This is a genomic window from Streptomyces sp. LHD-70, from assembly GCF_031157275.1.
In the GTDB taxonomy this organism is placed as follows: domain Bacteria; phylum Actinomycetota; class Actinomycetes; order Streptomycetales; family Streptomycetaceae; genus Streptomyces.
This window is the reverse complement of sequence record NZ_JAVIFW010000010.1, coordinates 246190-261811: the sequence shown is the minus strand read 5'-3', so window position 1 is coordinate 261811 and position 15622 is coordinate 246190. Positions and strand designations below refer to the sequence as shown.

The following is a 15622-nucleotide window of genomic DNA, read 5'->3' as shown; positions in this document are numbered from 1 at the left end:
CCTCGGACTTGCCTAGCCCCGATAACCCTCCAGCAACCGCAACCACACCTCACTGATCGTCGGGTACGCCGGCACCGCGTGCCACAGCCGCTCGATCGGGACCTCCCCGGCCACCGCGACCGTCGCCGCCTGCAGCAGTTCGCCCGCGCCCGGGCCCACGAAGGTCGCGCCGAGGAGGGTCTCGCGGTCCAGGTCGACGACCAGGCGGGCGCGGCCCGTGTAGCCGTCGGCGTAGAGGCCGGCGCCCGCGACCGCGGACATGTCCTGGTCGACCGCGCGGACCCGGTGGCCCATCGCCTCGGCCTCGGCGGCGGAGAGGCCGACGGCGGCCACCTCCGGGTCGGTGAAGACGACCTGCGGTACGGCGGCGTGGTCGGCGGTGGCCGCGTGGGCGCCCCAGCGGTCCGTCTCCAGGATCGGCGTGCCGGCCGCGCGGGCGGCGATCGCGGCGCCGGCGATACGGGCCTGGTACTTGCCCTGGTGGGTGAGGAGCGCGCGGTGGTTGACGTCGCCGACCCCGTACAGCCAGCGGCTGCCCTCCACCCGGCAGCTGTCGTCGACGCTCAGCCACGAGCCGTCCGCCAGGCCCACCGACGGGAGGCCGATGCCGTCGGTGCGGGGGGCGCGGCCGGTGGCGAAGAGGACCTCGTCGGCTTCGACCATCGCGCCGTCCTGGAGGGTGAGCGTGACGGTGTCGCCGTCTCGGACGACCGAGGTGACGGTGACGCCGGTGCGGACCTCGGCGCCCGCCTCGCGCAGGGCGTCGGCGACCAGCTCGCCCGCGAACGGCTCCATCCTGGGCAGCAGCCCCTCGCCGCGTACGAGCATCGTGACCTGGGCGCCGAGGCCCTGCCAGGCCGTGGCCATCTCGGTGCCGACGACTCCGCCGCCGACCACCGCGAGGCGGCCCGGCACGGCGTGCGCGCTCGTCGCCTCCCGACTGGTCCAGGCGCGGGCGCCGGGAAGGCCCGGCAGGTCGGGCAGGACGGCGCGGCTGCCGGTGCAGACGACGACCGCGTGCCGGGCCTTCAGGGTGTGGTGCTCGCCCTCGGGCGAGGTGACCTTGAGCTGCTTCGGCCCGTCGAGGCGGCCCTGGCCGCGGTAGAGGCGCACGCCGATGGAGTCGAGCCAGTCCACCTGGCCGTCGTCCTTCCAGTTGCTCGTGTACGCGTCCCGGTGGGCCAGGACCGCGGACGCGTCGAGGGGGCCCTGCACCGCCTGGCGCAGGCCCGGCACGCGGCGGGAGTCCGCTCGCGCGATAACGGGGCGCAGCAGTGCCTTGCTCGGCATGCACGCCCAGTAGGAGCATTCGCCGCCGACGAGTTCGCTCTCCACGATCGCGGTGCTGAGGCCCGCCGCGCGGGTGCGCTCGGCGACGTTCTCGCCGACCGGGCCCGCACCCAGGACGACGACGTCGTACTCGGTCGCTGCTGTTGCGTGTGGCTGTCCCATACTCGCCAGTCTTCCCGTATGTGTGCGCGCGGGCCACAGGGGCAGGGGCATCGGTGTCCTGAAGTTCCGGGGGCCTGGAGGCACCGGAATAGGGAGCTGATCCGTGCCGTTGTGCGGGGCAGTACGACGCATCCGACCGCGAAGAGGTAGGTCAACTTGAGCACCCAGGAACTCACCAAGGAGAACTTCGACGAGATTGTGAGTGAGAACGATTTCGTCCTCATCGACTTCTGGGCGTCCTGGTGCGGCCCTTGCCGCCAGTTCGGCCCGGTCTACGAGGGTGCGTCCGAGCGTCACCCCGACCTCGTCTTCGGCAAGATCGACACCGAGGCGCAGCCGGAGCTTGCGCAGGCCTTCGGCATCCAGTCGATCCCGACGCTGGCGATCATCCGCGACAAGGTCGCGATCTTCGCGCAGCCCGGTGCGCTGCCCGAGGACGCTCTGGAGGACGTGATCGGCCAGGCCAGGAACGTCGACATGGTCGAGGTGCGCAAGCAGATCGCCCAGGAGCAGGCGCAGCAGGGCCAGCAGGGCCAAGAGGCGCAGCAGCCCGAGGCGTGATCCGTCGTACGAGTGCCGGGTGCGGAGGAAGTCTCCGGACCCGGCACTCGTGCATTGCGTAGGGCACCCCACTCACTCGTGGGGCACCCGACGAAGGGGCGGCTCAGAACGGGTACGTCGCCGCGTCCCCGCGTACCGTCGTCCAGCGCAGCTCGGTGAACGCCTCCAGGTTGGCCTCGCCGCCGAACCGCGCGCCGGTCCCGGACGCCGCGATGCCGCCGAAGGGCGCGACGGCCTCGTCGTTGACCGTCTGGTCGTTGATGTGCGCGATGCCGGTGGGGATGCGCTCGGCGAGGGCGAGGCCGCGCGCGGTGTCGCGGGTGACGATGCCGAGGGAGAGTCCGTACGGGCTCGCGGCGGCGAGGGCGGCGGCCTCGTCCTCGGTGCGGAAGGCGCGTACGGGCGCGACGGGGCCGAAGACCTCCTCGCGGTACGCGGGGGTGTCGTCGTCGACGTCCGCGAGCACCGTCGGCCGGTAGCAGAGGCCCACGTGGCTGCCGCCCGCGGCGAGGCGGGCGCCTGCGGCCGTGGAGGACTCCACCAGGCCGTGCACCTTGGCGAGTTGGCCCGCGTCGATGAGCGGGCCGAGGTGCACGGGCTCGCGGTGCGGGTCGCCGACGGCGAGCGAGTCGGCCTTGGCGGCGAGGCGCTCCACGTACGCGTCGTAGAGCGAGGCGTGCACGAGGTGGCGGCCGGTCGTCATGCAGATCTGGCCCTGGTGGAAGAAGGAGCCCCAGGCGGCGGTGGAGATGACCGCGTCGAGGTCGGCGTCCTGGAGGACGAGCAGGGCCGAGTTGCCGCCCAACTCCAGGTGCGCGCGCTTGAGATGGCGCCCCGCGGCCTCCCCGACGGCACGGCCCGCCGCGGTCGAACCGGTGAAGGAGATGACGGGCACGAGCGGGTCGGCGACCAGCGCCTGCCCGGTCGCGGCGCCGCCGGGCAGGATGTGCAGCAGCCCCTCCGGCAGGCCCGCCTCGGCGAACACGGCACCGAGCGCGAGGCCGCCGCAGACCGCGGTGCGCGGGTCGGGCTTCAGGAGGACGGCGTTGCCGAGGGCCAGGGCGGGGGCGACGGAGCGGATGGAGAGGATCAGCGGGGCGTTGAACGGGGCGATCACGCCGGTCACGCCGACCGGTACGCGCCGCGTGTACGAGAGCCGGGGCGCCTCGCTGGGCAGCACCTGACCGGCGGGGCGGGAGGCGAGGGCGGCGGCCTCGTAGCACTCCTGGGCGGCGACGTGCAGCTCGAAGTCGGCCTTGCCGGGGACGGATCCGGACTCGCGGACCAGCCAGTCACGCAGCTCGTCGGCGTGCGCGGTGAACAGGTCGCCGGCCCGGCGCAGTACGGCGGCCCGCTCGAAGTGCGGCGTGGCCGCCCAGGCCCGCTGTGCCGCCTGCGCGGCCCGGGCCGCCGCCGTGACGTCGTCGCCGTCGGCGAGGTCGAGCGTCCCGAGTTCCTCGCCCGTCGCCGGTTCGGTGACGGTGTGCGCACCGCCGAGCAGCGTGTGGGGCTGCCAGGTCTTCGGGTCGAGCAGGGGCATGCCGGTCTCCGTTTCGACGTCGACGTTCTAGATCTAGTTCTAGTTCTAGTTCTAGTTCTAGTTCTACGCTCTACGTTCAACGAGTTAGTTCAGGATGCAACATCCTAACCATGGGGTACGGGAGTCAAGCCCTGCGGCACGCGCCGCAAGCAGAGCTCAACTCCCGTACGAGTCAACGCAGTTACCGCAGTTACCGCAGTTACCGCAGTTACCGCTCAAGCACCAGCGCGATCCCCTGCCCCACACCGATGCACAGGGCCGCGAGGCCCGTGCCCGAGCCCGCCGCGGCGAGCTGGTGGGCCACCGAGCCGGCGAGCCGCGCGCCGGACGCGCCGAGCGGGTGGCCGATGGCGATGGCGCCGCCGCGCGGGTTGACCTTCTGCGGGTCGAGCTCCGGCCACTCGGCGAGGCAGCCGAGGGCCTGCGCGGCGAACGCCTCGTTCAGCTCGAAGGTGGTGAGGTCGGCGAAGCCGCGCCCCGCCCTGTCCAGGGCCCGCCACACCGCCTCGACCGGGCCGAGCCCGAAGAGCTGCGGCTCGATACCGGTGACGGCCGATGCGCCGATCCGGGCGAGGGGTTCACGGCCGGTGGCGCGCAGCCCCTCCTCGTCGACCAGGAGCAGCGCCGCAGCACCGTCGTTGAGCGGGGAGGCGTTGCCCGGAGTGACCGTGCCGCCGTCCTTGCGGAAGGACGGCTTCAGCTTGGCGAGGGCGTCCAGGGAGGTGGCGTCGCGGATGCACTCGTCGCGGTCCAGGTCGACGCCCGCGTACGGGACGACCTCGCCGTCGTAGCGCCCCTCGGCCCAGGCCTTGGCGGCCTTCTGGTGGCTGGCGAGGGCGAAGGCGTCCTGCTGTTCGCGGTCGATCTTGTGCTTGTCCGCGACGAGTTCGGCGCCCTCGCCGAGGCCGACGGTCCACTCGGCGGGCATCTCCGGGTTGGTCATCCGCCAGCCGAGGGTGGTGGAGTGCAGCTGCTGATGGCCCGCGGGGAAGGCGCGTTCGGGCTTCTGCAGGACCCAGGGGGCGCGGGACATCGACTCGACGCCGCCCGCGATCGCCACGGACGCGTCCCCGAGCGCGATCGCGCGGGCCGCCTGCACGACGGCTTCGAGGCCGGAGCCGCACAGCCGGTTGACGGTCACGCCCGGCACGCTCACCGGGAGCCCGGCCAGCAGCACCGCCATGCGGGCCACGTCCCGGTTGTCCTCGCCCGCGCCGTTGGCGTCGCCGAACACCACGTCGTCGATGCGCGCCGGGTCCAGGTCCGGGGTGCGCTCGACGAGGGAGCGCACCACGTGCGCGGCCAGGTCGTCCGGGCGTACGGACGCGAGGGCGCCGCCGAACTTTCCGATGGGGGTGCGGACGGCGTCGACGACATAGACGTCGCGCACTACGGGCCTGCTCATCCCTGCTCCTTACGTTCCGTTCGTACGTTCCGTTCGTACGTCGCGTGCGCCGCCGGGGCGCGGCTCACGTGGAGTCTCTCGCGACGGCCTCGACGCCGAGGAGCGGGTGCACCTCCGAGGTGCCCGCGGGGTCGCGGACCACCCGGTCCACCAGTTCCGCGAGCCGCTGCCCCGTGGGCAGTTCCATGCGGACGGTGCTCAGGCTGGGGCGCAGGAGGCGGCCGAGCAGCAGGTCGTCGGCGCCCATGACGGCCGTCTCGCCGGGCACGTCGACGCCCGCGTCCTGCAAGGCACGCAGGAGCAGCATCGCGTACTCGTCGTTGTAGGCGAAGGCCGCGTCGAGGCCCAACTCCCGCCAGCGCGCGGCGAGTTGGTTCGCCGACTGCTCGTCGTAGCCGAGTTCGAGCGGGACGACGCGGGCGTTCGCGCAGGCCTCGGCGGCGGTACGGACGCCCGCGAGCCGGGGCGCGGAGAACGTCTCGTAGCCCGGCTCGCGCGGCACGACCACGCCGATGCGGGTGCGCCCGCGGCCGATGAGGTGCGCGCCCGCGCAGTGGCCGACGGCGCGCTGGTCCATGAGCAGCGCGTGCGCCCCCTGCACGCGCTGCGGGCCGAGGGTCACGACGGCCTTCGCGCCGGAGCGCTTGAGCACATGCACGCCGCGCGGGGTCAGCGTGCCGTCGCCGGGCGCGAGGACGGCGACGGGGCGTAGCTCGGCCCAGGCGCGGGCCGCGTCGTCACCGCTCATGCCGAGGCTGCCGAACTGCACGACGGTGTAGTCGAGTCGGCGCAGCGCCCACTGGAGTTCGTTGAACAGATGGGTGTAGAGCAGGCCCACGGGCATGGCCGGCGCGGGCATCAGGACCATCCGGCTGTGCCCGGCGCGCAGACTGCGGGCGGCGGCGTGCGGCACGTACCCCAGTTCGTCGGCCGCCTCCTGCACGCGCTGCCGGGTCGGCTCGCTGATCCGTACGGCGGTGGCGTTGTTCAGGACGTACGAGACGGTGGCTCGCGAGACGCCGGCGAGGCGGGCCACGTCCGCGCTGGTCGGCACGGGCGCGGCGGGCCGCTCTCCTGCCCCGGCGCGCGCGCCCTCCGGCGCGCGCCTCGCGTCCCGCTGGGCTGACTGCTGCTCCGGTATGTGCCCCATGACGTCCGCATCCTTGCAGACGCCCGCCGGGACGGCACGAGCCGGTGCCCGTACCGCGGACCACCCCGCCACGACCTGCGCCAACTCCCCTACGCACATATCCATTTCGGCCGCGCGCCGCTAACGTTCGCGCATACGAACCAGTAACAACCTCGGTAACAACCCCAGTAACAACCCCTAGTAAGCACCACGAGTAACCACCAGGCATGACCGAGTCCCGTCGAGAGGTGCCCCCATGACCCCCGACCGCTCCGCAGGTCTCGCGCGCACGGCGCGGGCGCTCGCCGACGGCGACGTGTCGTCGCGGGAGCTCGTCGCGCGCACGCTGGCCCGGATCGAGGCCGCACAGCCGACGCTCAACGCGTTCCGGCTGCTGCGCTCCGAGGCCGCGCTCGAAGAGGCCGAGGCCGCCGACGCCCGGCTCGCCGCGGGCGAACGGCTGCCGCTGCTCGGCGTGCCCGTCGCCGTCAAGGACGACATGGACGTGGCGGGCACGCCGACGGCCTTCGGCTGCGGCGGCGACTTCCCGGTGAAGACGGCGGATGCGGAGGCGGTACGGCGGTTGCGCGCCGCCGGTGCGGTCGTCGTTGGCAAGACCAACACCTGCGAGTTGGGGCAGTGGCCGTTCGTCGAGGGGGCGGCCTTCGGCGACACCCGCAACCCGTGGAACACCCGGCACACGCCCGGCGGTTCGTCCGGCGGTTCGGCGGCCGCGGTCGCCGCGGGGCTCGTTCCGGCGGCGCTCGGCTCGGACGGCGCGGGCTCGGTGCGGATCCCGGCGGCCTGGACGCATCTGGTCGGCATCAAGCCGCAGCGCGGCCGGATCTCCACCTGGCCGGACCCGGAGGCGTTCCAGGGCATCACCGTCAACGGCCCGCTGGCCAGGACCGTCGCGGACGCGGCGCTGCTGCTGGACTGCGCGAGCGGCAGCCACCCCGGCGATCTGCACCGGCCGCCCGCGTTCCGCCTCGGTGACGCGGTCGGCCGCGACCCCGGCAGGCTGCGGATCGCCCTGTCGACCCGGATGCCGTTCACGGGCACCCCGAAGAAGCTGGAGCCGGTGGTGCGGGCGGCGCTGTACGCGCTGGCCGACCGCCTCGCCGCCCTCGGGCACGAGGTCGAGGAGGCGGACCCCGCGTACGGCCCGGTCGGGCTCACCTTCGTGCCGCGCGCGACGGCCGGGATCGCCGAGTGGGCCGACCGCGTGCCGGACCCCGCGCTGCTCGACCCGCGCACCCGGGACGCGGCCCGACTGGGCCGCGCGCTCGGCGGTGCGCCCCTGCGCTGGGCGCGCCGCGCGGAGGTGGCGCTGCACCGCCGGGTGGGGGCGGTCTTCCGCCGCTACGACGTGGTGCTCGCCCCGACCACGGCCACGCCCCCGCCGCGCATCGGCACCCTCGCGAAGATGAGCGGGGTGGCCACGGACCGGGCGATGATCGCGGCGTGCCCGTACGCCTGGCCCTGGAACGTCCTCGGCTGGCCCGGCGTCAACATCCCCGCGGGCTTCGCCCCCGGCCGGCTCCCGCTGGGCGCGCAGCTGCTTGGTCCGGCGAACAGTGAGGCGTTGCTGGTCTCTCTTGCCTCCCAACTGGAGGCGGACCAGGGGTGGTTCGAGCGGTGGCCGGGGGTGGGGGCTGAGGCGGGCGGCTGAATTTTCCCCTACCCGCCCCTTCCCGAAATCCTGCGGAGCTTCGGGGGCCAGCCCCCGGACCCCCTCCCCCAAGCTCTCGGCTTCGCTCGAGCAGGGGGGACCCCCATCTCAAACGCCGGAGAGGCTGAACTTTTTGGGGGCGCGGGGAACTGCACGAGAGACCGAGCCGGGGCCGGGGCGCAGCCCCGAAGCTGCTGCAAGCTTTCGGGAAGGGGCGGGTAGGGGAAAAAAACCCGTTACCGGGACCCCACGTACTCCCCCAACGCCTCCCCCGTAAGCGTGGACCCGTCCGCGACCAGTTCCGCGGGCGTGCCCTCGAAGACCACCTTGCCGCCGTCGTGGCCCGCGCCCGGGCCGAGGTCGATGATCCAGTCGGCGTGGGCCATGACCGCCGGGTGGTGCTCAATGACGATGACGGACTTGCCCGAGTCGACCAACCGGTCGAGGAGCGCGAGGAGTTGCTCGACGTCCGCCAGGTGGAGGCCGGTCGTCGGCTCGTCCAGGACGTACACGCCGCCCTTGTCGCCCATGTGCGTGGCCAGCTTGAGGCGCTGACGCTCGCCGCCGGAGAGCGTGGTGAGGGGCTGGCCGAGGGTGAGGTAGCCGAGGCCGACGTCGGCGAGGCGCTCCAGGATCTTGTGCGCGGCGGGGATGCGGGCCTCGCCGGAGGCGAAGAACTCCTCGGCCTGGGCCACCGACATCGCGAGCACCTCGCTGATGTCGCGCCCGCCGAAGCGGTACTCGAGCACCGAGGCCTGGAACCGCTTGCCCTCGCACTCCTCGCAGGGCGTCGACACCCCGGCCATCATCGCCAGGTCGGTGTAGATCACGCCCGCGCCGTTGCAAGTGGGGCAGGCACCCTCGGAGTTGGCGCTGAACAACGCCGGCTTCACTCCGTTGGCCTTGGCGAAGGCCTTGCGGATGGGCTCGAGGAGACCCGTGTACGTCGCCGGATTGCTGCGCCGCGAGCCACGGATCGGCGTCTGGTCGACGGACACGACGTTCGCGGAGGCCGGTACGGAGCCGTGGATCAGCGAGCTCTTGCCGGAACCGGCGACTCCGGTGACGACGCAGAGCACGCCGAGCGGCACGTCCACGTTGACCTTGCGCAGGTTGTGCTCGGTGGCCCCGCGGATCTCCAGGGCGTCGTCGGCCTTGCGCACCGTGTCCTTGACCGCCGCACGGTCGTCGAGGTGGCGCCCGGTGACGGTGTCGCTGCCGCGCAGGCCGTCCACGGTGCCCTCGAAGCAGACGGTGCCGCCCTCCGTCCCGGCGCCGGGGCCGAGGTCGACCACGTGGTCGGCGATGGCGATGGTCTGCGGCTTGTGCTCGACGACGAGGACCGTGTTGCCCTTGTCCCGCAGGCGAAGGAGCAGGTCGTTCATGCGCCGGATGTCGTGCGGGTGCAGTCCGGTGGTGGGCTCGTCGAAGACGTACGTGACGTCGGTGAGCGAGGAGCCGAGGTGGCGGATCATCTTGACGCGCTGCGCCTCGCCGCCGGACAGGGTGCCGGAGGGCCGGTCCAGGGAGAGGTAGCCGAGGCCGATCTCCACGAACGAGTCGAGGTTCTGCTGCAGCGCGGTGAGCAGCGGCGCGACGGAGGGCTCCTTGATGCCGCGGACCCACTCGGCCAGGTCGCGGATCTCCATCCGGCAGGCGTCGGCGATGCTCTTCCGCTTGTACTTGGAGGCGCGGACGGCCTCGCTGAGCCGGGTGCCGTCGCACTCGGGGCAGGTGGTGAAGGTGACCGCGCGCTCCACGAAGGCCCGGATGTGCGGCTGCATCGACTCCTTGTCCTTGGACAGGAACGACTTCTGGATCTTGGGGATCAGGCCTTCGTAGGTGAGGTTGACGCCGTTGACCTTCACCTTGGTCGGTTCGCGGTAGAGGAAGTCCTGCATCTCCTTCTTCGTGAACTTCGCGATCGGCTTGTTGGGGTCGAGGAACCCGGACTCCGCGTAGATGCCGACCGTCCACACGTTGTCCGACTTCCAGCCGGGGATCGTGAACGCGCCCTCCGCGATCGACTTGGAGTCGTCGTAGAGCTGGCTGAGGTCGATGTCGGAGACCGAGCCGCGGCCCTCGCAGTGCGTGCACATGCCGCCGGTACGGCTGAAGGTGACCTTCTCCGTCCTGGTCCTGGCCGCGCCCTTGTCCACCCGGAAACCGCCGCTGGCCTGGATCGACGCGGTGTTGAAGGAGTACGCGCCGGGCGGGCCGACGTGCGGCTTGGCGAGGCGGCTGAAGAGGATGCGGAGCATCGCGTTGGCGTCGGTGGCGGTGCCGACGGTGGAGCGCGGGTCAGAGCCCATGCGCTGCTGGTCGACGATGATCGCGGTGGTCAGGCCGTCGAGGACGTCCACCTCGGGCCGTGCGAGCGTCGGCATGAAGCCCTGCACGAAGCTGCTGTACGTCTCGTTGATCAGCCGCTGGGACTCGGCGGCGATGGTGTCGAAGACGAGGGAGCTCTTGCCCGAGCCGGAGACGCCCGTGAACACCGTGAGGCGGCGCTTGGGGATCTCGATGCTGACGTCCTTGAGGTTGTTCTCGCGCGCGCCGTGCACCCGGATCAGGTCGTGGCTGTCGGCCGCGTGCGGCTCGCTCTTGGCCATGGTTCTCATGTCTCCGTCCGTCTGCGGCGCCGCCTGCGCGGCCCGGCTGCTCGTGCCAGCCACATTAGAGGCGGGGCTCGGCCCGTGCTTCTCCATTCCTGACCGGAGGAATTCCCTCCGCCGAGCACCCCCTGGCCTGACCCGCGTGACGACCTACGGCGATGGGTGCCGCTGGGCAGCGGGCCGTGGGACACGTCGGGGCGGGACTCGTGGGTGGGCCTGGACCGGGTGGTGCGGGTGCACGAGCAGGGCATGCGCCGCGAGGCGTGCGCACTCGACCGGATGCGCTTCGACCTGGTGGTGGAGCGGCTGCGGGAGCGGCACGGCGGCGGTGAGGCCGGGTCGTACGCGGGACGGGGCGGGGCCTATGAGGGTGGAGCGGTCTCGTTGTAACGGGACAGGTGCAGCGCCACGCGCCGTATCAGCTCCCTCGCCCGCGGGGTGTCGGTGCCCGAGCTGACGCCGAAGACATGGCGGCCGGAGACGACGGTCGCGTGGGCGACGGCCTTCGCTTCCAGGCCCGTTCGGTAGGTGTAGAGCGCGACACCGCCGCGCGGCCGGTCGATCTCGGCGGTCACGCACCCGCCCAGGCCGGGGCTGCAGCCCCAGGGGAGGGCGTTCGCGGCGTACGTCCGGGCGGCCTTCGCGTCGGGCGCCACCCAGCGCACGGTGACGGAGAAGATGTCGTCGTCGTCGGAGCCGGAGCCGGAGCCGGAGGCGGTGGCGAAGCGGCACACGCTGGGGTGCGGCAGTGCGGTGCCGAGTACCTTGCGGCTCGACTTCACCGGGACGTCGACGAAGTCCCGGCCGAGCTGCGCGAGCAGTCGGTCGCCGAGGAGGCCGCAGGCGTCGGGCCAGTCCTTGCGCGCCACTCCCCCGAGCGCGGCCGGCCGCTCCGCGTCCACGGCACGGTGGCCGGGGCGGAGCGCCGTGTAGCGGGTGCCGTCCTTCTCGTCACTGCGGACGACGAGCAGCTGCCCGCTCACGCCCACGAACGTGCCGGAAACGGGCCAGGGCACACGGCTGGTCCGCCTGCCGTCGAGGTCGGTCAGGCTGCTCGCGCCCGGACCCTGGAGGCGCGCGTCGCCGGGCGCCCACCGCTGGTCACCGCTGTAGGCGCCCTCGGCGTCCGAACCGCTGACGACGACGTCACCGCTCACGTCCCGGAAACCGCCGTAGGACCCCTCGGGCCGGGTCCACAGGGTCTTCCCGGTGTCCGCTCGTACGGCGTGCAGGGTGGACACCCCCTCGCTGATGCGCCGCTCGGAGAGGTACAGCACGCCCCGGTGCTCTCCCGAGAGGAACAGTTCGGAGCCCCGGTCCGCCGTGCGCCGCAGGAGCTCCCGGCCCGACGCGGAGTAGACCAGGAGCTGGTCGTCGAGGGTCACGCCGATCGTCTCGCGGCGCGTCTGGAGCCGGATGTTCTCGAGCCAGCGCCCGACCTTCTTCCGGACGAGCCGGCCGTCCGCCGCGTCGAAAAGGTGCAGTTCCGCGGTCTCGCGCGGGCAGTGCCGGAGCAGCACCAGGCGGTCGGCCGTCGCGCCTCCGGCGGGCGAACGGGGCACCTGGGGATCGTCGGAGCGGGGTGGCGGGCAGACGGTCAACGCGGTCGGCTCCTCGCTCCAGCGCACCGCTCCGGTACGCGGGGCCAGTCCCGCCACCCAACCGGGGGCCGCGTCGACCACGGGCCCGGGATCCGTCAGGATGGGCGCGACCCGCAGCCAGTCGCGGTCCGCTCCGTCCCGCGCGAGGGGGCTCTTCGTCCGCTGCCAGAGCTTGCGGCCGGTGGCGGTGTCGTACGCCGTCAGGGAATTCCGGCGGTTGCGCTGTTCCACGGCGAACAGCACGCCGCCGGAGAGCCCGACCGGCGTGAACTCGTCCGCGGAGCCGCCCGGTTGGGAGAGCAGTCGGCCGTCGCGCGTGTCGACGACGCTCACTTTTCGGCCGTGCGGGATCACCAGCAGGGAGTCGTCGATCAGCGCGGGCATGTCGGCGACGTCCAGTGCTCTTCCCTCGGTACGGAAGGACCAGGCCACGTCCAGCGTGTTGGGGCGTTCAAGGGGTTTCTCCGACGTGCTGCCGTCACCGGCCAGCACCGCCAGGACGCCGAGCGTGAGCAGAATTCCGCATCCCGTGCGCCAGGCCCTGCCCACACGCTGTGCCACCATGCCGCTCCCCGTTCTCCGAGTCGGATCAGCAAGCCCGGGCGTTCCGTCAGCAGCCCGGTGCGTCGGGGCCGGACCGGGCAGGGGCGGGGGTCCTCGACCCGGCGGTAGCCGTCGCCCGACCCCTGGTAGACGGCCCCGTAGCGCTCGGCGAAGCCGGTCACCGCGTAGCGCCCGCCCTGTGGTGCGGGAACCTTCCGGGTGTGCTCCTTGCCGTTCTGTACGTAGTGGACGACGAGCCCGAAGGCGCGCGAGCCCTTCTCGGCCTTGAAGGTCGCGGAGAGGTTGACCTGCTCGCCCGGCGCGAGCGTGACGACCTTGTCCTCGAAGTACGTCCGGGTGGAGTCCTCACCGGTGACGAAGGCGGGCTCGGGGCTGTCCAGGTCGGCGAAGAGCTGGATCTTCGGCTCTCCCCCGGCGCCCTCCTCGCAGAGCAGCGTGCCGTCGAACGGCGCGGCCGCACGCGGCGTCTTCGGCTCGATCTCGATCGACGTGACGGTCAGCGAGGCGGGGCCGCCTTCGAGGGTGAGGCCGATCTTCAACTCGCCGGTCCGCGCACCGTCGTTGCGCCGGATCACGGCGTCCACGTCGCCGCCGGCCACCAGTTCCGCCCGGTCCTCCGGTGCCGAGACCTGACGCGGCAGCGCCGTACAGCCCGCCTCGTTCTCGGATCGGGCGGTCACCGCGAACGGCGCGGACGAAGCGCTCTGCGACGGGTCGCCGGACCCGGCACCCGGCCCGGTACCGGACTCGTCGGCGGACTCGGACTCACCGCTCAGGCCGACCAGTTGAAGCACCACCGCGGTCAGCACCGCGGCGATCACGGGGATGCCCGCGCCCAGCCAGAGCACCCGTCCATGCCGCTTCCACCACGGCTCGGGGGTGTCCTGCGGCGGCGCCGGACTCGTGCGGGAACGGCTCTTCGCACGCAATGTGGTCCGGTTCCTCATCGCACCCCCCGTGCAGGGCGGCCTGCCAGGCAGTACCCGCCGTACCCGCCGCCCCCGGTGATCCCTGGTGGACTATCGTAACCACCGCTCACCGCAGGTGAGTTGGGCAGAAACCGGCCAGCCGCGGTGCGTCATGACCTTCGACCGGCGCGCGGCTCGCGCGGCGGTGCGCAGGGAGTGACTCTCCGGCCGGACGGGCCGGACGGAAACCGGGGGACCAGACCACGATGACACGTGTGACCGGGGGCGGCGGCGAGGACTACGTGGAGGGCGGGATCAAGCGGCTCACCGCGTCCGACCCCACGCTGATCGGCCCCTATCTGCTGCTCGGCCGGCTCGGCGCGGGCGGGATGGGGCGGGTCTACCTCGCCCGGTCCGAGAGCGGGCGCACCGCCGCGGTGAAGGTGGTGCACGAGGAGCATGTCTCGGACAGCCAGTTCCGGGCCCGGTTCCGGCGGGAGATCGGCGCCGCGCGCAAGGTCGACCAGCGGTACACGGCGCCCGTCCTGGACGCCGACCCGGACGCCGAGTTCCCCTGGGTCGCCACCGGGTACGTGCCCGGGCTCTCCCTGGAGCAGGTCGTACGCGGCCACGGACCGCTGCCCGCCGAGGCCGTGCACGCGCTCACCGAGGGCCTGTTGCGTGCCCTGCACGACATCCACGGCGCCGGGATCGTCCACCGCGACCTCAAGCCGTCCAACGTGATGCTCACGGTCGACGGGCCGCGCATCATCGACTTCGGTATCGCCCGTGCCGTGCAGACCTCCGTCGAGTCGATGCTGACCAGCACCGGCATGGTCGTCGGCTCGCCGGGGTTCATGGCGCCCGAACAGATCCTCGGCGAGGCCAGCGGCCCCAAGTGCGATGTGTTCGCGCTCGGTTGCCTGATCGTGTACGCGGCGACCGGACAGCTGCCGTTCGGCCACGCGGCGAGCAACCAGCACGCGGTGATGTACCGCATCGTCGAGGGCGAGCCCGACCTCGACGGGCTGCGGGACGAGGAGCTGCGGGCCCTCGCCGCCCGCTGCCTCACCAAGGACGTCGGCGCACGCCCGGGCGTTAACGACCTCCTTGCGGACCCGCAGCGGACCGCCGCCCTCCCGTCGGCGGACTCGGCGCACCTGCCCGCCCCCGTCGTGACGCACCTGGCGCAACAGGCGGCCCGGCTCCTGGACGCCGAGGCGGCCACCCCCGTACGGGAGGAGGAACCGTCGGCCGTACGGGAGGAGCCCGGCCCAGCCGCCGGGCCGCCCGCCGACCGGGACACGGCGAAGCTCCGCCCGGCCGCGGCGGCCACCGTCCCTCCGGGCGGGTCCGCCGCGCGGGAGCGGGATTCCGCCCGGCACCGCCGCTGGTGGTCGTACGCGCTGCCGGTCGTCGCCGTGCTCGCCCTGGGCGGCGGCACGATCGCCCTGCTGGGGCCGTTCGGCGGGAACGGCGAGGACGAGGAGGCGCCGCCCGCGGACGGAGGCTCCACCGCGACGGCCGGGCCCGGCTCGCCCGCGTCCCCGAGCGGTTCGCCCTCCGGGAAGGGCAAGGAGAAGCCGGACGGCAAGGAGAAGGATGAGGACGGCCAGAAGGACGACGGCAAGGGCGGGGCCGGTACCGGCGACGGCGAGGACGGCGACAGCGCCGACGGGGGCGGCTCGGCGGCCGACAAGGGCGGCAGCACCGACGCGTCCGGCGGCGGCTCGGGCTCCGGGAGCGGCTCGGGCTCCGGGAGCGGCTCGTCCGAAGGCGGCTCGGGCTCCACGGGCGGAGGGAGCGCGGGGGCGGTCCCGTCGTACTTCGTCGACAGCTGGGCGTACGCCGACCAGTACAACATCGGCCAGCCCGGGACCATCACCGTCTCCGGCGGCGGCACGGTCCGCCTGGTCGTCAAGGGGAACGGCATCGACTGCACGTACTCGGCCAAGGTCACCTCGACGGCGAACGAGGGCAGCCGGATCGACCTGGGCACCCAGACCCTCTCGGCGGGCACGCCCGGGCCGTGCCACGCGACGAAGGACCCCTCGTACCTCACGATCAGCGGGGGCGGGGTCCGGTACGTGCCCGGCCCGTCGCACGGCGACGGCTACCGCTACACGCGCGGCTGAACCGGGCGCCCTGCCCGCGCGGGCAGGGCGCCCGACGGCC

General features: G+C 73.1%; 10 protein-coding genes and 1 pseudogene. 4 read left to right on the top strand and 7 right to left on the bottom strand.

The features are described 5' to 3' along the window. Positions 1-12: 12 nt before the first annotated feature. On the bottom strand, positions 13-1452 hold the full coding sequence (locus RCO28_RS21745) for an NAD(P)/FAD-dependent oxidoreductase (RefSeq protein WP_308942854.1): 1440 nt from the start codon (positions 1450-1452) through the stop codon (positions 13-15). A 156-nt stretch (positions 1453-1608) separates the two neighbouring features. On the opposite strand from RCO28_RS21745, the gene RCO28_RS21740 reads away from it, so the two are divergent. Continuing rightward, positions 1609-2013 (top strand): thioredoxin family protein, encoded by a 405-nt coding sequence (locus RCO28_RS21740; protein ID WP_308942853.1) that lies wholly within the window; start codon positions 1609-1611, stop codon positions 2011-2013. A 103-nt stretch (positions 2014-2116) separates the two neighbouring features. Here the strand turns inward: RCO28_RS21740 and RCO28_RS21735 are convergent, their stop codons facing one another. The 3 genes from RCO28_RS21735 to RCO28_RS21725 all read right to left on the bottom strand — a co-directional run bounded on the left by RCO28_RS21735 (position 2117) and on the right by RCO28_RS21725 (position 6108). Next, positions 2117-3553, bottom strand: a complete 1437-nt coding sequence (locus RCO28_RS21735) for a benzaldehyde dehydrogenase (RefSeq protein ID WP_308942852.1) — start codon at positions 3551-3553, stop codon at positions 2117-2119. 208 nt (positions 3554-3761) lie between these two features. Beyond that, on the bottom strand, positions 3762-4958 hold the full coding sequence (locus RCO28_RS21730) for a thiolase family protein (protein ID WP_308942851.1): 1197 nt from the start codon (positions 4956-4958) through the stop codon (positions 3762-3764). A 64-nt stretch (positions 4959-5022) separates the two neighbouring features. Continuing rightward, on the bottom strand, positions 5023-6108 hold the full coding sequence (locus RCO28_RS21725) for a LacI family DNA-binding transcriptional regulator (protein ID WP_308942850.1): 1086 nt from the start codon (positions 6106-6108) through the stop codon (positions 5023-5025). A gap of 235 nt (positions 6109-6343) precedes the next feature. Here RCO28_RS21725 and RCO28_RS21720 point away from each other — a divergent pair, with 235 nt between their 5' ends. After that, entirely contained in the window at positions 6344-7759 is a 1416-nt protein-coding gene (locus RCO28_RS21720) for an amidase (RefSeq protein WP_308942849.1), read from the top strand. Positions 7760-7995: 236 nt separating this feature from the next. Here the strand turns inward: RCO28_RS21720 and RCO28_RS21715 are convergent, their stop codons facing one another. After that, complete coding sequence (locus tag RCO28_RS21715) at positions 7996-10380, bottom strand: excinuclease ABC subunit UvrA (protein ID WP_308942848.1); 2385 nt, start codon at positions 10378-10380, stop codon at positions 7996-7998. Positions 10381-10518: 138 nt separating this feature from the next. On the opposite strand from RCO28_RS21715, the pseudogene RCO28_RS21710 reads away from it, so the two are divergent. After that, positions 10519-10698, top strand: a pseudogene (locus RCO28_RS21710) (type II toxin-antitoxin system PemK/MazF family toxin); the annotation flags it as partial. Positions 10699-10736: 38 nt separating this feature from the next. Here RCO28_RS21710 and RCO28_RS21705 read toward each other — a convergent pair. Beyond that, positions 10737-12359 carry a PQQ-binding-like beta-propeller repeat protein gene (locus RCO28_RS21705; RefSeq protein ID WP_308942920.1) on the bottom strand — a complete coding sequence of 541 codons (1623 nt, stop codon included), beginning with the start codon at positions 12357-12359 and terminating at the stop codon, positions 10737-10739. Next, the gene (locus RCO28_RS21700) at positions 12347-13468 is read right to left on the bottom strand and encodes a hypothetical protein (protein WP_308942847.1); all 1122 of its coding nucleotides are present in this window, start codon (positions 13466-13468) and stop codon (positions 12347-12349) included. The genes RCO28_RS21705 and RCO28_RS21700 overlap by 13 nt, the downstream gene beginning before the upstream one ends. 245 nt (positions 13469-13713) lie before the next feature. Between RCO28_RS21700 and RCO28_RS21695 the strand changes: the two genes are divergently transcribed. After that, positions 13714-15582 carry a protein kinase gene (locus tag RCO28_RS21695; protein ID WP_308942846.1) on the top strand — a complete coding sequence of 623 codons (1869 nt, stop codon included), beginning with the start codon at positions 13714-13716 and terminating at the stop codon, positions 15580-15582. Positions 15583-15622 lie beyond the last annotated feature (40 nt).